Annotated in this window: 15 protein-coding genes; 8 read left to right on the forward strand and 7 right to left on the reverse strand. The window is 70.4% G+C overall.

Annotated features, from left to right (window positions below; all coding sequences use genetic code 11):
* Positions 1 to 58: 58 nt before the first annotated feature.
* From ACWGDX_RS28745 to ACWGDX_RS28760, 4 genes are all read right to left on the reverse strand, one after another.
* Positions 59 to 2,257: a 3-hydroxyacyl-CoA dehydrogenase NAD-binding domain-containing protein gene (locus tag ACWGDX_RS28745; RefSeq protein WP_453630147.1), complete on the reverse strand. Its 2,199-nt coding sequence runs from the start codon at positions 2,255 to 2,257 to the stop codon at positions 59 to 61.
* A gap of 197 nt (positions 2,258 to 2,454) precedes the next feature.
* Positions 2,455 to 3,669: an acetyl-CoA C-acetyltransferase gene (locus ACWGDX_RS28750; protein WP_453630149.1), complete on the reverse strand. Its 1,215-nt coding sequence runs from the start codon at positions 3,667 to 3,669 to the stop codon at positions 2,455 to 2,457.
* A 114-nt stretch (positions 3,670 to 3,783) separates the two neighbouring features.
* Positions 3,784 to 5,013 (reverse strand): CaiB/BaiF CoA transferase family protein, encoded by a 1,230-nt coding sequence (locus ACWGDX_RS28755; protein WP_453630151.1) that lies wholly within the window; start codon positions 5,011 to 5,013, stop codon positions 3,784 to 3,786.
* Between the two features lie 272 nt (positions 5,014 to 5,285).
* Positions 5,286 to 5,966 carry an endonuclease V gene (locus ACWGDX_RS28760; protein ID WP_453630153.1) on the reverse strand — a complete coding sequence of 227 codons (681 nt, stop codon included), beginning with the start codon at positions 5,964 to 5,966 and terminating at the stop codon, positions 5,286 to 5,288.
* Between the two features lie 154 nt (positions 5,967 to 6,120).
* On the opposite strand from ACWGDX_RS28760, the gene ACWGDX_RS28765 reads away from it, so the two are divergent.
* From ACWGDX_RS28765 to ACWGDX_RS28795, 7 genes are all read left to right on the forward strand, one after another.
* Positions 6,121 to 6,408, forward strand: a complete 288-nt coding sequence (locus tag ACWGDX_RS28765; protein ID WP_453630154.1) for a YciI family protein — start codon at positions 6,121 to 6,123, stop codon at positions 6,406 to 6,408.
* Between the two features lie 178 nt (positions 6,409 to 6,586).
* Positions 6,587 to 7,003: a spore wall synthesis regulator SsgD gene (locus tag ACWGDX_RS28770; RefSeq protein WP_382859980.1), complete on the forward strand. Its 417-nt coding sequence runs from the start codon at positions 6,587 to 6,589 to the stop codon at positions 7,001 to 7,003.
* A 287-nt stretch (positions 7,004 to 7,290) separates the two neighbouring features.
* The gene (locus ACWGDX_RS28775; RefSeq protein ID WP_453630156.1) at positions 7,291 to 8,934 is read left to right on the forward strand and encodes an ABC-F family ATP-binding cassette domain-containing protein; all 1,644 of its coding nucleotides are present in this window, start codon (positions 7,291 to 7,293) and stop codon (positions 8,932 to 8,934) included.
* Between the two features lie 130 nt (positions 8,935 to 9,064).
* Positions 9,065 to 11,347, forward strand: a complete 2,283-nt coding sequence (locus ACWGDX_RS28780; protein WP_453630158.1) for an ATP-binding cassette domain-containing protein — start codon at positions 9,065 to 9,067, stop codon at positions 11,345 to 11,347.
* A 188-nt stretch (positions 11,348 to 11,535) separates the two neighbouring features.
* Entirely contained in the window at positions 11,536 to 12,312 is a 777-nt protein-coding gene (gene ddaH / locus ACWGDX_RS28785; protein WP_453630160.1) for a dimethylargininase, read from the forward strand.
* 164 nt (positions 12,313 to 12,476) lie between these two features.
* Entirely contained in the window at positions 12,477 to 13,451 is a 975-nt protein-coding gene (locus tag ACWGDX_RS28790; RefSeq protein WP_453630162.1) for an acyl-ACP desaturase, read from the forward strand.
* Positions 13,452 to 13,644: 193 nt separating this feature from the next.
* Positions 13,645 to 14,565, forward strand: coding sequence for a chitosanase (locus ACWGDX_RS28795; RefSeq protein ID WP_453630164.1), 921 nt, complete (start codon positions 13,645 to 13,647; stop codon positions 14,563 to 14,565).
* 43 nt (positions 14,566 to 14,608) lie between these two features.
* On the opposite strand, the gene ACWGDX_RS28800 is transcribed toward ACWGDX_RS28795, so the two are convergent.
* Positions 14,609 to 14,893 carry a WhiB family transcriptional regulator gene (locus ACWGDX_RS28800; protein WP_453630165.1) on the reverse strand — a complete coding sequence of 95 codons (285 nt, stop codon included), beginning with the start codon at positions 14,891 to 14,893 and terminating at the stop codon, positions 14,609 to 14,611.
* Between the two features lie 181 nt (positions 14,894 to 15,074).
* Complete coding sequence (locus tag ACWGDX_RS28805) at positions 15,075 to 15,887, reverse strand: VOC family protein (RefSeq protein WP_453630167.1); 813 nt, start codon at positions 15,885 to 15,887, stop codon at positions 15,075 to 15,077.
* A gap of 140 nt (positions 15,888 to 16,027) precedes the next feature.
* Between ACWGDX_RS28805 and ACWGDX_RS28810 the strand changes: the two genes are divergently transcribed.
* Positions 16,028 to 16,768 (forward strand): TetR/AcrR family transcriptional regulator, encoded by a 741-nt coding sequence (locus tag ACWGDX_RS28810; protein ID WP_453630190.1) that lies wholly within the window; start codon positions 16,028 to 16,030, stop codon positions 16,766 to 16,768.
* Here ACWGDX_RS28810 and ACWGDX_RS28815 read toward each other — a convergent pair.
* A complete protein-coding gene (locus ACWGDX_RS28815) occupies positions 16,754 to 17,692 on the reverse strand; it encodes an alpha/beta fold hydrolase (protein ID WP_453630169.1) in 939 nt (312 codons plus the stop codon). The genes ACWGDX_RS28810 and ACWGDX_RS28815 overlap by 15 nt on opposite strands.
* Between the last annotated feature and the right edge of the window lies 1 nt (position 17,693).

A 17,693-nucleotide genomic window follows, 5' to 3' on the forward strand; every position in this document is an offset into this window, starting at 1 on the left:
CCCGACGCGCCGGCGGGTTCGCCCGACGCGCCGCGCCGGGCCGCGCCCGGCCAAGGCCTCACGCGTCGCTGAACGTCTCCCCCTTCTCGGCCTTCTCCACCAGCAGCGCGGGCGGTTCGAACCGCTCGCCGTACCGCCCCGCCAGCTCACGGGCGCGCGTGACGAAGCCGGGCAGCCCGCCCTCGTAGCCATTGATGTACTGGAGCACCCCACCCGTCCAGGCCGGGAAGCCGATGCCCATGATCGAGCCGATATTGGCGTCGGCGACCGATGTGAGGACGTTCTCCTCCAGACAGCGCACCGAGTCCAGCGCCTCGGAGAAGAGCATCCGCTCCCGCATGTCGGGGAAGAGGTCCCGCGCGTCGCGCGCGTCCGCCTTTCCGAAGTGCTCCCGCAGCCCCGGCCAGAGCCTGACGCGCCTGCCGTCCGCGTCGTACTCGTAGAAGCCCGCGCCGCCCGCGCGTCCCGTACGGCCGAACTCGTCCACCATCCGGTCGACGACCGCGTCCGCCGGGTGTCCGGCCCAGGTGCCCCCCGACTCCTCCACCGCGCGCCTGCTCTCGTCGCGGATCTTCCGCGGCAGGGTGAGCGTCAGCTCGTCCATCAGGGCGAGCACCTTGGCGGGGTAGCCGGCCTGCGCGGCGGCCTGTTCGACCGACGCGGGCTCGATGCCCTCGCCAACCATCGCGACCCCCTCGTTGATGAACTGCCCGATCACCCGTGAGGTGAAGAAGCCGCGCGAGTCGTTGACGACGATCGGGGTCTTCTTGATCGCGCGCACCAGATCGAAGGCGCGGGCGAGGGCTTCGTCGCCCGTCCGCTCCCCCCTGATGATCTCGACCAGCGGCATCTTGTCGACCGGCGAGAAGAAGTGCAGCCCGATGAAGTCGGCGGGCCGGGAGACACCTTCGGCGAGCAGGGTGATGGGCAGGGTGGAGGTGTTGGAGCAGAGCAGCGCGTCGGGCTCCACGATGTCCTGGATCTCCTGGAACACCTTGTGCTTGAGCGCCGGATCCTCGAAGACCGCCTCAATCACGGCGTCGCAGCCCGCGAGATCGGCGGGGTCGGCGGTCGGCGTGATACGGGCGAGCAGCTCGTCGCGCCGCTCCTCGGTCGTACGGCCGCGGGAGAGCGCCTTGGCGAGCAGCTTCTCGGAGTACGCCTTGCCCCGGTCGGCGGCGTCCTGCGAGACGTCCTTCAGGACGACATCGAGCCCGGCGCGCGCGCAGGAATAGGCGATGCCCGCGCCCATCATGCCCGCGCCGAGGACCGCGACCCTGCGGATCTCGCGCGGTGGAATGCCCTGGGGCCGGCCGGCCCCCGAGTTGACGGCCTGGAGGTCGAAGAAGAACGCCTGGATCATGTTCTTGGCGGTCTGCCCGGTGACCAGTTCGGTGAAGTAGCGGGCCTCCACGGTCTGCGCGGTCTCGAAGTCGACCTGAGAGCCCTCGACGGCCGCCGCGAGGATATCGCGCGGCGCCGGGAGAGGGGCGCCCGCGAGCTGCTTCTTCAGATTGGCGGGGAACGCCGGCAGGTTGGCGGCGAAGCGTGGACTCGACGGCGTACCGCCGGGAATCCGGTAGCCCTTGACGTCCCAGGGCTGCGCGGACTCGGGGTGGGCGTCGATGAAGGCACGGGCCGCCGCGAGCATCTCGTCCGTGGTGGCGGCGACCTCATGGACGAGCCCGGCCTCCAGCGCGCGCCGCGGGGAGTACTGGGTGCCCTGGAGGAGCACCTTGAGCAGCGCGTCCGTGATGCCCAGCAGCCGTACGGTACGGGTGACCCCGCCGGCCGCCGGCAGCAGTCCGAGCGTGACCTCGGGCAGCCCGATCCGCGATCCCGGCGCGTCGAGGGCGATCCGGTGGTGGCAGGCGAGGGCGATCTCGTAACCACCGCCCAGCGCGGCCCCGTTGATGGCGGCGACGATGGGCCTGCCCAGGGTTTCGAGACGCCGCAGGGCGTGCTTGACGCCCATGCCGCTGTCGAACACCTGCTGGGCGTCGGCCGGGCCGAGCTTGATCATGTCCTTGAGGTCGCCGCCCGCGAAGAAGGTCTTCTTGGCGGAGGTGACGATGATGCCGCGGATGCCGTCCCGCTCCGCCTCCGCGCGCTCGGCGACCGCCGCGAGGGAGTGCCGGAAGGTCTCGTTCATGGTGTTGGCGGACCGGCGGGGGTCGTCCAGGACGAGGGTGACGATGCCCGATCCGTCCTGTTCCCAGCGGATGGCCGAGGACGCCGGGGTGGTGGACTCGCTCATGCTGCTGCTCCGTAATCCATGGCGGGGGACGAGGGGAGAGGGGGGCGGAGAGGCGGACGGGCCGGGCAGAAGGGCGCAGGGGCGGAAGGGCGGACGGGCGGACGGGCTGGGCGCGCTGGGGCGGAGAGACCGACGGACCGGGACGGACCGCCGCGACAGGCACACCGGCCCGGGGACGGCCGGGGCCGGCGGAACGGTCAGAGGCGTTCGACCACGGTGGCGACCCCCATGCCACCGCCGACACAGAGCGTGACCAGTCCGTACCGCTGGTCCCTGCGCTCCAGTTCGTCGATGAGCGTGCCGAGGATCATGGCGCCGGTGGCCCCCAGCGGATGGCCGAGCGCGATCGCCCCGCCGTTCACATTGACCTTCTCCAGCGGCACCCCCATCTCCTCGACGAAGCGCAGCACGACCGCCGCGAAGGCCTCGTTGATCTCCACCAGGTCGATGTCGTCCATCGTCAGTCCGGCCTTGGCGAGGGCCTTGCGGCTCGCGGGCGCGGGTCCGGTCAGCATGATGGTCGGCTCGGAGCCGGAGACCGCGGCGGAGACGATCCTGGCGCGCGGGGTGAGTCCGTAGCGCTCGCCGGTCTCCCGGGAGCCGATGGCGACGAGGGCCGCGCCGTCCACGATGCCGGAGGAGTTGCCCGCGTGGTGGACATGGTCGATCTTCTCGACCCAGTGGTACTTCTGGAGGACGACGGCGTCGAATCCGCCCGCCTCGCCGATCGCGGCGAACGACGGCTTCAGCGCGGCGAGCGAGTCGGCGGTGGTGCCGGGGCGCGGATGCTCGTCGCGGTCGAGGACGGTCAGTCCGTTGCGGTCGAGGACGGGAACGACCGAGCGGTCGAAACGGCCCTCCTTCCACGCGGCGGCGGCCCGCTCCTGGGAGAGCGCCGCGAACTCGTCCACATCGCGCCGGCTGAATCCGCCGAGGGTGGCGATCAGGTCGGCGCCGATGCCCTGCGGGGCGAAGCCGGTCGCGAAGCTGGTCATCGGGTCCATGGCCCAGGCACCGCCGTCGGAACCCATCGGCACCCGCGACATCGACTCGACGCCGCCCGCGAGGACCAGATCCTCCCAGCCGGAGCGGATCTTGGCCGCGGCCAGATTGACGGCTTCGAGCCCGGAGGCGCAGAAGCGGTTCTCCTGTACGCCGGCAACGGAGTCGGGCAGTCCGGCGGCGATCGCCGCGATCCGGGCGATGTCCGAACCCTGGTCACCGAGCGGGCTCACCACACCGAGGACGATGTCGTCGATCGCCTCCGGGTCGAGTCCGGGCAGCCGTCGGCGCATCTCATGGATCAGTCCGACGACGAGATCGATGGGCTTGGTGCCGTGCAGGGCGCCATTGGCCTTGCCGCGACCGCGCGGGGTGCGGATCGCGTCGTAGACGAACGCTTCGGTACTCACGGCGACTGCCTTTCGCTGAGATGAGGGGCGCGATGAGGGGCGCACGGTCGGTTCGGGGCGGGGCTCAGGAGGGCGACGCCCGGTCGCCGATCCCCTTCGGCTTCAACGCTCGGTTCAACTGTCCTCCTTCGCGAGCGCGGGCGGCGAGGACTCGGCGACGGAGGACTCGGCGAGAGAGGACTCCGTGAGGGAGGACTCCGTGAGCGGGGGTTCGGCGGGCGAGGGCCCGGCGAGCGACGGCAGTCCCCAGTCGCGGGCGATCTCGGCGGTGTCCGCGCCCGGCCTGGCGGGACCACGGCGCACCGAGCCGGGTGTGACGGAGAAACGGGGCGCGGGCGCGGGCTGGACGAGCCCCCCGTGGTCGACGAAGGTGCCACGGGCCGCGAGATGGGGGTGGGCGGGGGCCTCGCGCAGTGAGAGCACGGGGGCGACACAGGCGTCGGTCCCCTCGAAGACCGCCGTCCACTCCGCGCGTGTCTTCGTCCGGAACCGGGCCGCGACGGCGTCCCGCAGCTCGTCCCAGCGGCCGAAGTCCTTACGGGCGGGGACCTCGTCCGCGATCCCGAGCGACTCGATGAACTCGTTGTAGAACCGCTGCTCCAGCGGTCCGACCGCCATGTACTCGCCGTCGGCGGTCTCGTACGAGCCGTAGAACGGGCTGCCGCCGTCGAGCAGATTCGCTCCCCGCCGGTCCTGCCAGCCGCCCGCGCCCATCATGGCGTGGATCATGGTGGTGAGATGGGCGGTCCCGTCGACGATCGCCGCGTCAACGACCTGGCCCGTACCGTCCGGAGTGCGGGCGTGCTGGAGCGCCGCGAGCACTCCGATCACGAGGTAGAGGGCGCCGCCCGCGTAGTCACCGAGCAGATTCGCCGGGACGGCCGGCGGCTCACCGGCCTTCCCGATCATGGAGAGGGCGCCGCTGACCGCGATATAGCCGATGTCGTGCCCCGCGCGGTCGGCGAGCGGGCCTTCCTGGCCCCAGCCGGTCATCCGTCCGTACACCAGGCGCGGATTACGGCCGAGACACTCCTCGGGTCCGATACCGAGGCGCTCGGCGACACCGGGGCGGTAGCCCTCGATCAGCACATCGGCGCGCTCGGCGAGATCGAGCACGCGCGCGGCGCCGTCCTCGGTCTTGAGGTCGATCAGCACGGAGCGTTTGTTGCGGTTGGTCAGATCGTGGGCCGAATCGATACCGAGACCGGCCCCGCCGGGACGGTCGATCCGTACGACATCGGCGCCGAGGTCCGCGAGGGTCATGGCGGCGAACGGCCCCGGCCCGATTCCGGCCAGCTCGACCACGCGTACCCCGGTCAGCGGGCCGTTCTCCGTCGTTGCCATCCTGCCCCCAGCACTGTGACACAACTGATGTAACAGCAGTGATGCTAAGAAGGTGCCGCACTCCGCACAACCCCCGAGCGAGCAAGCGCTTGGTTTTCCGCCGCGTCCTGGAGATCCCTCCCGTTCTACAGCGCTCCGGCCCGCACGGCACGCGGACGGGCACCGAGCGGGCCGGAGCCCGGGAAGGCGGGCAGCGGGGAGCGGGGAGCGGGAAAGCGAAGAGCGGGGAGGGAAGGCTGAGCGGGAAGCGGGGGAAGGCCGGGAGCGGCGGCCTACGCCGTGGCCTCGCGCAGCGCCCGGCGGCAGAGGGCGTCCGCTCTGCGGGTGGACTCGGGAAGCCGGTACGCGGGGGTCAGCCGCAGCGTGTGGGCGCAGGCGGTGTCGAGGTCGACACGGTGGCCGACCGAGACGAACACCGGCTTGACGTCCGGCTGGGTGCGCAGCGCCCGGCCGACCTCCTCGCCGTCGTCGGCCAGCAGCGGCGAGAAGTCACCGCGCCGGGTGCCCGGCTGTGCGTACGAGAACGTGAAGGGGTTCTTCGCCACTCCGAACACCGGCAGTCCGGTGAGCACTCCGAGGTGTGCGGCGAGGCCGAAGCGGCGCGGATGGGCCAGACCGTAGCCGTCGCAGACGACCAGGCCGGGGTCGGAGCCGAGGGCGTCGAGAGCGGCGAGGACCGTGGGGATCTCCCGGAAAGCCAGCAGGCCGGGGACGTACGGGAAGGTGACCCGGCCGACGGCCGTCGCCTCGTCCACCACGGCGAGCGTGGCGGCGTCGAGCACGACGGCCGCCGCGGCGACGACATCGCGCGCGTCGTCGTACGCCACGTCCACACCGGTCACCAGTCCCGTACCGGCCGGCGGCCCCGCTTCGTCGAGCACGACACGCCCGCGCAGCTCGTCCTGGACGGCGCGTGCCTCGGCCTCGTCCCGAGGCGTCCTGATCTCCGTCATGGTGATCACACCCTAATGGGCCCCTTGTCCGGAGCCTGTCCAGCGGCCGGACCCGGATCTGAGGCGACCCGGACCCGGATCTGAGGCGACTCTGGCCCGGATCTGTCGCGGCCCCGGTCCGGACCTGACGCGGCTGCTGGCTAATCTGGCGATCATGTTCGTACTGGAACTGACCTACACCGCGCCCCTCAACCAGGTCGACGCGCTGCGCGACGCCCATATGGACTGGCTGAACACCGGTTACGAGTCCGGCGTCTTCCTGGCCTCGGGCCGTAAGAATCCGCCCGACGGCGGGGTGATCCTGGCCGTCGGGGACGACCGCGCGGAGATCGAGCGGCTGACGGCGGCCGATCCCTTCACGGCCGGCGGCGTCTGCGCGTACCGGATCACGGAGTTCACCGCGACGAGGACGGTTCCCGCGCTGGACGCCTACCGCCGGTAGATCCAGGGCCGGGTCCGCCCCCGGGAGCCGGGCATGCGGCACGGCCCTGTTCAACCGGCGCCGTCAGGTGACGTACGTCACCCACCTTCCGGAGCACTGATCGGGCCGCTCAGCCGTCCTCTCTGTAGGAGAGAGAACCGCGCCGATCCACCAGCGGTCCGACGAAGGGGATCAGGTCATGTCACCCGTCATCGAGCAGGCTGTACAGGCCCGACTGGTCGCGTCCGCCCCCAGGACCGAGACCGTCGCCGCGACACTCCGCTACGACCGGACCGACCCCTTCGCCGTCCGCATGGCGTTCCCGCCGCTCGCGACGCTGGAGGGCACCGAAGTGACCTGGGAGTTCTCCCGTGAGCTGCTGACCACGGGGATGTACGAGCCGGTCGGTCTCGGTGATGTCCGGGTGCGGCCCTTCGGTTACGGCCGTACGGTCGTGGAGTTCCACGCTCCCGAGGGCACCGCGATGGTGCATCTGCGCACCTCCGATCTGCGCCGCTTCCTGGAGCGCTCCGAGGACCTCGTCCCGGTCGGCCGCGAGCATCTCCATCTGAATCTGGACCACGATCTGACCGAGCTGCTGCGCGACGCCTGCTGACGCCCCCCGGGCCGTGCCCGGCCACCTCCGATAATCGCTTTGACACCCACCTCGGCCGCTTCCTACCGTGGGTGCCGTCCTGTTGTCGTCGATTGGAGTAGGACGTTGCTCGTCTGAGGTCCTGAGACACCGTGCCGCACCGGATTCGTCCGTGCGTTCTCGTGTGTGACCTCGGCCGTCGAGCCGTCCTCCCCCGACCGGGACCTCTCCTGTTCCGCGGTGTCTCCATCCGTTGCCCTGCCCCTCTCGCGGTACTTCGCGGTACCGCGCAGCGACCGGAGACCTGTATGTCACCTTCCCCCGCCCATATCACCTGCACCGCCCTGTCCTTCCGATGGCCCGACGGGACGAGCGTCCTCGACGGCTTCCAACTCGCCGTCGGCCCCGGCAGAACCGGCCTGATCGGACGCAACGGATCAGGAAAATCAACGCTGTTGAAGCTCATCGCGGGCGAACTGGCCCCGTCCGAAGGGAAGATCAGGGTCGCCGGTGACATCGGCTACCTTCCGCAGACCGTGGTGCTCGACACCGGGCTACGGGTGGACGAGGCCCTCGGTATCGCCGCGACCCGCGCCGCGCTGCACGCCATCGAGGCGGGCGACGCGAGCGAGGAGCACTTCACCGCCGTCGGCGACGACTGGGATGTCGAGGAGCGCGCCCGCGCCACCCTCGACCAGCTCGGCCTCGGAGGGATCGGGCTCGATCGCACCATCGGCGAGATGTCGGGCGGCGAGTGCGTGCTGCTGCGGCTGGCCTCGCTGCTGCTGGCCAGGCCCGGTGTGCTGCTGCTGGACGAGCCGACGAACAATCTCGATCTGCACGCGCGGCGGCGGCTGTACGCGGCGGTCGCGTCCTGGTCCGGGGTGCTGGTCGTGGTGAGCCATGACCGTGAACTGCTGGAGCGCGTGGACCAGATCGCCGATCTGCACGAGGGCGAGGTGAAGTGGTACGGCGGCAATTACACTGCGTACGAGGAGGCACTGGCCCAGGAGCAGGACGCGGCCGAGCGCATGGTGCGGGTCGCGGAGGCGGACGTACAGCGGCAGAAGCGCGAACTGGCGGACGCCCAGGTCAAGTTGGCCAAGCGGGCGCGCTACGGCCAGAGGATGTACGACAGCAAGCGGGAGCCGCGCATTGTGATGAATCTGCGCAAGCGGGCCGCCCAGGAGTCCGCGGGCAGACACCGCACCATGCACGCCGAGAAGCTCGCCGAGGCGAAGGAGCGTCTCGACGAGGCGGTGGAGGCGGTACGGGACGACGACGAGGTCCGTATCGAGCTGCCGTACACCAAGGTCCATCCGGGCAGGAGCGTACTGACCCTGCGCGAGCTGCGGATGCGCCATGGAGCCGAGGCCAGGGGCTGGTTCGAGATCCACGGCCCCGAGCGGATCGCGCTCGTGGGGCGCAACGGCGCGGGCAAGACCACACTGCTGCGTACGGTCGCCGGGGAGCTGGAGCCGGTCTCCGGTGAGGCGTTCGCCCAGGTGCCGGTGCGCTTCCTGCCTCAGCGGCTCGATGTGCTCGACGACTCGCTGAGCGTGGTGGAGAACGTGGCGCGCCTCGCGCCCGCCGCGACGAACAACCTGATCAGGGCGCGGCTGGCGCGCTTTCTGTTCCGGGGCGCGCGGGCCGACCAGCCGGCCGGGACGCTCTCCGGCGGAGAGCGGTTCCGTGCCTCGCTCGCCGCCCTGCTGCTCGCCGAGCCCGCCCCGCAGCTGCTCATGCTGGACGAGCCGACGAACAATCTGGACATGGCGAGCGTGCGCAGACTCACCGCCGCGCTGGAGTCGTACGAGGGCGCGCTGATCGTGGCGAGCCACGACCTGCCGTTCCTGGAGTCGATCGGCATCACGCGCTGGCTGCTGCTCGACGGGGAGCTGCGGGACACCAGCGCCGAGGAGGTGCTGGAGACGGAACTGCCTTACTCCTAGGACGTGTTCGGGTGCCCGGCCGGCCGAGCGACCCGAGCCGCCGGAACCGCTGAGGTTGCCGGAATCCATCGCCCCGGCGCGACCGGAAAACTCGACGGAAGATGTCAGGATTCCCGGTTAGCGTCGGGGCATGCCTCAGAACATCGTCATCACGGGCGCCCGTGAGAACAATCTCCAGGACGTGTCACTCACCATCCCCAAGGAAAGGATCACGGTCTTCACCGGGGTGTCGGGGTCCGGCAAGTCGTCGATCGTCTTCGACACCGTCGCCGTGGAGTCGCAGCGCCAGCTCAACGAGACGTTCACCTCGTTCATCAGGAGCTTCCTGCCGAAGTACGAGCGCCCCCAGGTCGACTCGATCGACGATCTCTCGGTGGCGGTGGTCGTGGACCAGAAACCGATCGGCGGCAATGTGCGCTCCACGGTCGGCACGATGACCGATATCTACTCGGTGATCCGGGTGCTGTTCTCCCGCCATGGCACGCCGAGCGCCGGCGCCGCGACGGCGTACTCCTTCAACGATCCCTCGGGGATGTGCGCCGTCTGTGACGGTGTGGGCCGGGTGGTCAGGCTCGACATCGACCGGGCGATCGACTGGACGAAGTCGCTCGACGAGGGAGCGCTGCTGCTGCCCGGACTCTCGGTGGGGAGCTGGGAGTGGAGCCTGTACGCCGACTCCGGCCACTTCGACCGGTCCAGACCGATCGGCGAGTACACCGACGAGGAGCGTGAACTGCTCCTGCACGGCGGGGACTTCAAGGTCCGTCTGGAGCTGAGGTCCGGCTCCGTGGATGTGAAGTTCGAGGGCATAGTGAGCCGCTTCACCCGGCTCTTCCTCAAGCGTGACACCGCCGGTCTCTCCGAGAAGCGCCGGGAGACGGCGGCCCGCTTCACCGTGGAGCGGCTCTGTGAGGCCTGCGGGGGAGCCAGGCTCAACGAGGCCGCGCTCGCGACCCGGATCGACGGGCTGAACATCGCCGACTACACCAGGATGGAGGTCACCGATCTGGTGGAGGTGCTGGGCCGGATCGACGATCCGGTGGCCACTCCGCTCGCGGCCGCCGCCCGGGAACGGCTGGAGCGGCTGGTGGGGATCGGGCTCGGCTATCTCAGTCTGGACCGGGAGACCAGCACACTCTCGGGCGGTGAGGGCCAGCGGCTCAAGGTGGTGCGCCATCTGGGGAGTTCACTGACCGGTCTCACCTTCATCTTCGACGAGCCGAGCGTGGGACTGCATCCGCGCGATGTCGGCCGGCTGAACGATCTGCTGATCCGGCTGCGCGACAAGGGCAATACGGTGCTGGTGGTGGAGCACGACCCGGATGTGATGGCGATCGCGGACCATGTGGTCGACATGGGTCCGAGAGCGGGTACCGAGGGCGGCCACGCGGTGTACGAGGGACCGGTGGAACTGCTCAAGGAGGCCGATACGCTCACCGGCCGCTGTCTGCGCCGCCGTACCCCCCTGAAGGAAGCGTTCCGTACGCCGGACGGCTGGCTCCCGGTGACCGGGGCGGCCCTGCACAATCTGAAGGGCGTCGACGTACGGTTCCCGACCGGGGTGCTCACGGCGGTGACCGGGGTCGCGGGCTCCGGGAAGTCGAGTCTGGTCTCCGGTGTCCTCACCACGGCGTACCCGGAGACGATCGTCATCGACCAGGGCGCGATCACCGCTTCGTCCCGCTCCACACCGGCGTCCTATCTCGGGATCATGGACACCATCCGGAAGATCTTCGCCAAGGAGAACGGGGTCCAGCCGGGGCTGTTCAGCTTCAACTCCTCCGGCGCGTGCGCGGAGTGCTCGGGGCGCGGGCTGATCTACACCGATCTGGCCTTCATGGATCCGGTGACGACGACCTGTCATGTCTGCGAGGGACGGCGCTTCCACGACGAGGTGCTCGGACACCGGGTGAGGGGCCGCTCGATCGTCGACGTACTCGATATGACGGCGGCGGTGGCGATGGAGTTCTTCGAGGACAGGACACTGAGGCGGAAGCTGCGGACGCTCAATGACGTCGGGCTCACCTATCTGACGCTCGGCCAGCCGCTCAGCTCGCTCTCCGGAGGGGAGCGGCAGCGCATCAAACTCGCCACTCAGCTGCACCGTACGGGCAGTGTGTACATCCTGGACGAGCCCACCACCGGACTGCACATGGCGGATGTGGACACCCTTGTCGCGCTGCTGGACCGGCTGGTCGACGCGGGGAACTCGGTGATCTGCGTCGAGCACAACATGGATGTGGTCAAGAGCGCCGACTGGGTGATCGACCTCGGTCCCGACGGCGGCAAGCACGGCGGTGAGATCGTCTTCGAGGGCACGCCACGGCTGCTGGCCGAGCACCCGACGTCGTTCACCGCCGAGTATCTGAGGCGGGATCTGAGGCGGGCTCCGGGGCGGGCTCCGGGCCGGTAACGGAGGCAGGACCAGGGGCGGGCGCGGGGGATGTGAGCAGCTCGGGTGGCAGTGGGGGGCGCCCGTACCGACGGGCATTTCGCCCGCTCCCGCGCGGCGGGTCATGATGGACGGCGTCCTTCCGCACGAGGAGCGGAACCTCTCATGATGGGCGGTGTCCCCGTGCCCACCGACCTGGAGATCCGCCCGTGCCCAGCAGGAAAGCCCTGATCCGCCGTCCGAGCCCGCGCCTCGCCGAGGGGCTGGTCACCCATCTCACGCGCGAGCCCGTCGACACCGCTCTCGCGCTCGCGCAGTGGGAGCGGTACGCGCGGACGCTGCGCGAGCACGGCTGGGAGACCTTCGAGGTGGCGCCGGCCGACGACTGTCCTGACGGCGTGTTCGTCGAGGACGCCGTCGTGATGTTCCGGAACGTCGCGCTCATCACCCGGCCCGGCGCCCCCTCACGCCGGCCCGAGACACCCGCGGTGGAGGAGGAACTGGCCCGGCTCGGCTGCTCGGTGAACCGGGTGCGCGAGCCGGGCACACTCGACGGCGGCGATGTCCTCAAGGCCGGTGACACGGTCTACGTCGGCCTGGGCGGCAGGACGAACGCGGCGGGGGTACGGCAGTTGCGCGCCGCCTTCGAACCGCTCGGGGCGCGGGTGGTCGCCGTACCGGTGAGCAAGGTGCTCCATCTCAAGTCCGCGGTGACCGCGCTGCCGGACGGCACGGTCGTCGGCCATGAGCCGCTGGTCGACACGCCCGCCCTCTTCCCGCGTTTCCTGCCCGTGCCGGAGGAGCACGGCGGGCATGTGGTGCTGCTCGGCGGCGGAAAGCTGCTGATGGCGGCGAGCGCGCCCGCGACGGCGGAGCTGTTCGGGAAACTGGGCTATGAGCCCGTACCGGTCGACATCAGTGAGTTCGAGAAACTCGAAGGATGTGTGACCTGTCTCTCCGTACGCCTGCGCGACCTGCACACATGACCGGGCGTAACGGTCGATCCCGCGGCGCGCACAGGGCTTCCATCGCTGTGCGTGAGGGGATTCGAGCGCCACGGGCTTGGCCTCCGGCTTACTACGGCTTTAACCTACGGTGTCGTAACCTACGAACCCGTAGGTAAAACATCTCCCGTCCCCCAGGAGCACCCGTGACACTCGTCTCTCCCCACCTCGGCAGTTCGGACGCGTGGACCGACGCCCGACTGCTGTACGCGCTGGAAGAGGTGGTGGAGAAGGAACTCAACCGTCATCTCAAGGTCGCCAAGGACTGGATGCCGCACGAGTACGTTCCCTGGACGGACGGCCGCAACTTCCCCGGGATATTCGAGGATGGCGAGGCCTGGGAGCCCGAGCAGTCGAAGGTCACCGAGATCGGCAAGATCGCGCTCGTGGTGAATCTGCTGACCGAGGACAACCTCCCCAGCTACCACCACGAGATCGCCAGCCTCTTCGGCCGCGACGGGGCCTGGGGCACCTGGGTGCACCGCTGGACCGCGGAGGAGGGCCGGCACGGCATCGTGCTGCGTGACTATCTGCTCGCCTCGCGGGCCGTCGACCCGGACAAGCTGGAGCAGTTCCGGATGGCACACATGGCGGAGGGCTTCGAGTCCGACAACCGCCACTCGATGCTGCACTCCGTCGCGTACGTGGCCTTCCAGGAGCTGGCCACCCGGGTCTCGCACCGCAACACCGGGCATCAGTCGGGCGACCCGGTCTGCGACCGGCTGCTGGCGCGGATCGCCACCGACGAGAATCTGCACATGGTCTTCTACCGCAATCTGCTGGGCGCCGCCTTCGAGATCGCGCCGGATCCGACCATGCGGGCCGTGCGTGATGTGGTGGTGAACTTCCGGATGCCGGGACACGGTATGCCGGGCTTCGAGCGGGCCGCCGCGCAGATGGCCATCGGCGAGATCTACAACATGCGGATCCACCACGACGACGTGCTCCAGCCGGTGCTGCGCTTCCTCAAGGTGCTGGACATCGACGGGCTGGGTCCGGAGGGGCTCCGGGCCCAGGAGGAGGTCGGCCTGTACATGGGCGGGCTGAACAGCGAGGCGAACAAGTTCGACGAGAAGCTCGCCGCCCGCAAGGCGCGGATGGCCGCGCGCGCCGCCGGCTGAGCCGGGCACGCTGAGCCGGGCGCTGTGAGCCAGGCACGGTGAGCGGTGTGCGGCGGGCCGCAGTCGGCGGGCCGAGTGCCGGCCCCTGTCGCACACCGCTCATCCAGGCTTCATCCGGCCTACCGTCGTACGTGTTTTCGGGTATTCGGGGAAGTGTTCCCCATCCTCGCGAACGCCTCGTACGCTGGGCCGGATGAAGCCTGTCACGCGCCTCTTCCTCATCGGCGCGCCCATCGTCGTGACCGCCGCCGTGATCCTGGGAGCCGGCGACGACACCGGAGTGCTCGCCGACCATCCGCCGTCCTACGCCGGGCGGAGCGGCGCGCCCAATCCGCTGGCGCCCGGCGCTCTGGAGAACGAGGAGGAGGTACGGGAGCGCATCGACAGCATGCCCCCCGGCCTCGCGGCTCCGGAGAAGAAGGAGATCGCCGCGCGGCTCGTGGCCAGCGCGGAGAGCTCCACCCTCGACTGGCGGAGCCTGTACGGCGCGATCGAGGACTTCCACGACGGCAACGGGTACACGGCCGGGATCATCGGCTTCTGCTCGGGCACCAACGACATGCTGCAACTCGTCGAGTCGTACACCGGGAGCCATCCGGACAACCCGCTCGCGCCGTATCTCCCCGCGCTGCGCGCCGTGGACGGCACCGACTCGCACGAGGGGCTCGACCCCGGCTTCCGGGACGCCTGGGCGAAGGCCGCGCGGTCCCCGGACTTCCGCGCGGCGCAGGAGGCGGCCCGCGACCGGATCTACTTCGAGCCGGCCGTCCAGCTCGCCAAGCTGGACGGACTCGGCACGCTCGGGCAGTTCATCTACTACGACGCGATGGTGCTGCATGGCCCGGGTGTCGACGCGCACGGCTTCTACGGCATCCGCCAGGCGGCGCTGAAGCGGGCGGAGTCCCCGGACCGGGGCGGTGACGAGAAGGCGTATCTGAACGCCTTCCTGGACAGCGGGCGCTCCGTGATCAAGGCCGGGCTCATCACCACGCAGCGCGACTCGTCCCGTATCGACACCGCTCAGCGGGACTTCCTGCGGGACGGCAATATGGCCCTCGACCCGCCGCTGAGCTGGCAGATGTACGGAGAGACCTTCCGGATCGCGGCACACTGAGGTCCGCCGGGCATGGGGCCGGCCCGGCCGCACCGCGACCGGGTCAGTTCCCCGAGGTACGCCGGAGCTTCTGGCGTTCCTTCTCGGAGAGCCCGCCCCAGACGCCGAACCGCTCGTCGTTGGCGAGGGCGTACTGAAGGCAGGCCTCACGGCCCTCGCACGCGCCGCAGAGCCGCTTCGCCTCACGGGTGGAGGAGCCGGGGGCGGGGAAGAAGAAATCGGGACCGGTCTGGGCGCACAACGCGCTCTCCTGCCAGGAGAGTTCGTGCTCGGTGCTCTGGGACGTTGCGGTCACGCGGGTGGCGATGTCGGTGATGTTGATCGGCATACCCGACAGCCTGCCGGGCCGCGATAAACGGTTGCTTGACGAAGCGTCAATGGCTTTGCGACACCGGCGTGTCGGCGCCGCTGAAGAGACCCGTACCGCTGAAGGGATCCGACCCGGCGAAGGGAACCGCACCGGTGAAGGGGCCCATGCCGGGGAAGGGACCCGCGTACGGGCGGGGCCGTCAGGTGTGCTGGTCCACACCCTGCATCAGCGCGAAGCGCGCTCCGTAGGGATCCGTGAGCTTGGCGAACCGGCCCACGCCCTCGATGTCGGTCGGCGCGACCCTGACCGTACCGCCCAGCTCTCCGGCCGTCGCCACGGCCGCGTCGCAGTCCGTCACCGCGAAATAGATCTGCCAGTGCGGTCCGCCGCCGGCCTCCGCCGGATCGGACCCGAGCGTGACGAAGCCGCCGAACATGGCCTCGGGGCCCCGGCCCGCCGGGTGCGTCATCCGGTACGTACCACTGCCGTCGGGCATCGGCATACTGGTGGTCCCCCAGCCGAAGACCGAGCTGTAGAAGGTGTACGCGGCGCTCTCGTCCGGGGTGTACAGCTCGCACCAGCAGAGGCTGCCCGGCTCGTCGACGACATCGAGGCCCTTGGTCGAGCCCGGCTGCCAGACCGCGAACCGGGCGCCGACGGAGTCGGTGAAAACGGCCGTCCTGCCGGACTCCATGACGTCCATGGGTCCCAGCAGAACGGAACCGCCCGCCTGATGCACGGCTTTGGCCGTCTCGTCCGCGTCGGGCGTACGGAAGAACAGGAACCAGTCCGTCGGCCCCTTGTCGACCGGCATGGGCAGGGCGGCGGCCGCGGTCCTGCCGCCCAGCCGGAACAGGCCGTAGCCGCCGGTGCCGGGACCCGTGGGCACGAAGGTCCAGCCGAACAGCCCGTGGTAGAAGGCGGTGGCGCCCTCGATGTCGGGAGTGCTGAGCTCGACCCAGACCGGGGATCCGGGGGCGAAGGGACTGGTGAGCATGGTGCGCTCCTTCATGGGGACCCCTTCCATGGGATCCCGCCGCTCTCCCCGCGAGTCTCCCCCGGCGGGCGGCGCGCCGCAGACCGTGTCCCGCCGGTCGGCGGCAGGAGAGCGCACGACCGTGCGTTCAGTACAGTGGGGAGATGAGCGCATCCATGGGCGGGCGGACGGCCGGACACGTGGACGGACGGGTCGAGCGCGGCAATCACACCCGGCGGCTGGTGCTCGGCCGGACGATGGACATCGCCTCGGTGGAAGGGCTGGAAGGGCTCTCCCTCGGCCGTATCGCCACCGAGCTGAAGCTGAGCAAGAGCGGTGTCTTCGCGCTCTTCGGTTCCAAGGAGGAGCTTCAGCTCGCGACGGTCCGGGCGGCCCGCGACGTCTACAGCGAGTGTGTCGTCCGGCCGACCCGCGAGCTGAGCCCCGGTACCGCCCGGGTGTGGGCGCTGTGCCGCAACTGGCTGGCGTATTCGGCGGACCGTGTCTTCACCGGCGGGTGCTTCTTCTACGCGGTCTCGGCGGAGTTCGACGCGCGCGGCGGACCGGTGCACGACGCGATCGCCGCGGCGCGTGACGAGTGGGTCGAATATGTGGAACGCACCGTCGACAAGGCGCGGCGCGCGGGCGGTTTCGTCGCGGAACTGGACGTACCGCAGCTCGCCTTCGAGATCATCGCGCTGATGGAGGCGGCCAACGCCCAGTCGGTACTGCACGGCGACATGGTCGCCTACGAGCGGGCCGGCCGGGGCATTCTGTACCGTCTGCGCGCCGCGGCGACCGATCCGGACACCCTGCCGCAGACCCCTGACCTCACCGCCCCGCGGGCGCCTGGACCGGCGCCGGTGGCGACCCCGCCGCCGGTGCCGGCACCGGCGCGGGCCTCAGAGAACGGCTGAGCCGGGGCGGGGACCGGCGGCGGGCCCCTCCGACGCGGACCGTGGCCCCGGCCCCGGCTGTTCCGAGCGTACGAAGTCCACTGCGGCGGCGACCACTTCGGGGTCGCCGAGGATCCGCCGGTGGCCCAGCCCCCGGGTGACCACCAGCCGGACACCGGCTCCCCCGTCCGGACGCCCTCCGTACGCCTGGACGAGGGCCCTGGCCTGGCTCAGCGGCACCGTGTCGTCGTCCTCGTCGTGGAAGAGCAGGACGTCGGCGTCGATCTCCTCGGGCCGGTAGGTGGCGTCGAGGCGCCGCCAGACGTCCGGCTCGCCCCGGAACAGGGTCCGCTCCGTATACCCGCGCAGTTCCCCGATGACGCGCTCGCGCAGACCGAGCTTGGCGCGGAACCCCTCCACGGCGTGGCCGAACTCGGCGACCCCGCCGATCGCGACCACCCGGCGTGCCTCGACACCGTCGCGCAGCGCGAAGAAGGTCGCGAGCACCCCGAAGGAGTGCGCGACGACGGCTTCGAACCGGCCGTACTCCGCGTGCGACTGCCTTATGGCCTCGCGGAGTTCGAGGAGCGTCACACCCCGTCCCGCCGAGTCGCCGTGCCCCGGGGCGTCGAAGGAGACCGGGCTGTAGCCCCGTTCGCACAGCGCGGTGATGAAGCGCGAGAAGCGTGAGGCGCGCGAGGACCAGCCGTGTACGAGCAGCACCGGCCGTGTGCCGTCGCCCCAGCGGTAGGTGACGACGGACGTGCCATTGACCGTGATCCGTCCGGTGCGGGCGGCGGCGAGCACATCGAGCTCGTCGGGGCGCGGTCTGCTGCGGCCCGGGGGGCGGCGGAAGACGGCGAAGGCGGCACGTCCGGCCAGACCGGGGGCGAGATACGAGGTGGTGTTCAGGACGGTGCGAAGAAGCGCAGCCGTGGGTGCCATT

The organism is Streptomyces sp. NPDC055025 (genome assembly GCF_053608565.1).

What these genes read in the sequence shown, in the direction of transcription:
- ACWGDX_RS28745 (WP_453630147.1), bottom strand. Translation starts at nt 2,257, where the DNA reads ATGAGCGAGTCCACCACCCCGGCGTCCTCGGCCATCCGCTGGGAACAG.
- ACWGDX_RS28755 (WP_453630151.1), bottom strand. Translation starts at nt 5,013, where the DNA reads ATGGCAACGACGGAGAACGGCCCGCTGACCGGGGTACGCGTGGTCGAG.
- ACWGDX_RS28760 (WP_453630153.1), bottom strand. Translation starts at nt 5,966, where the DNA reads ATGACGGAGATCAGGACGCCTCGGGACGAGGCCGAGGCACGCGCCGTC.
- ACWGDX_RS28765 (WP_453630154.1), top strand. Translation starts at nt 6,121, where the DNA reads ATGTTCGTACTGGAACTGACCTACACCGCGCCCCTCAACCAGGTCGAC.
- ACWGDX_RS28770 (WP_382859980.1), top strand. Translation starts at nt 6,587, where the DNA reads ATGTCACCCGTCATCGAGCAGGCTGTACAGGCCCGACTGGTCGCGTCC.
- ACWGDX_RS28775 (WP_453630156.1), top strand. Translation starts at nt 7,291, where the DNA reads ATGTCACCTTCCCCCGCCCATATCACCTGCACCGCCCTGTCCTTCCGA.
- ACWGDX_RS28780 (WP_453630158.1), top strand. Translation starts at nt 9,065, where the DNA reads ATGCCTCAGAACATCGTCATCACGGGCGCCCGTGAGAACAATCTCCAG.
- ACWGDX_RS28795 (WP_453630164.1), top strand. Translation starts at nt 13,645, where the DNA reads ATGAAGCCTGTCACGCGCCTCTTCCTCATCGGCGCGCCCATCGTCGTG.
- ACWGDX_RS28800 (WP_453630165.1), bottom strand. Translation starts at nt 14,893, where the DNA reads ATGCCGATCAACATCACCGACATCGCCACCCGCGTGACCGCAACGTCC.
- ACWGDX_RS28805 (WP_453630167.1), bottom strand. Translation starts at nt 15,887, where the DNA reads ATGAAGGAGCGCACCATGCTCACCAGTCCCTTCGCCCCCGGATCCCCG.
- ACWGDX_RS28810 (WP_453630190.1), top strand. Translation starts at nt 16,028, where the DNA reads ATGGGCGGGCGGACGGCCGGACACGTGGACGGACGGGTCGAGCGCGGC.
- ACWGDX_RS28815 (WP_453630169.1), bottom strand. Translation starts at nt 17,692, where the DNA reads ATGGCACCCACGGCTGCGCTTCTTCGCACCGTCCTGAACACCACCTCG.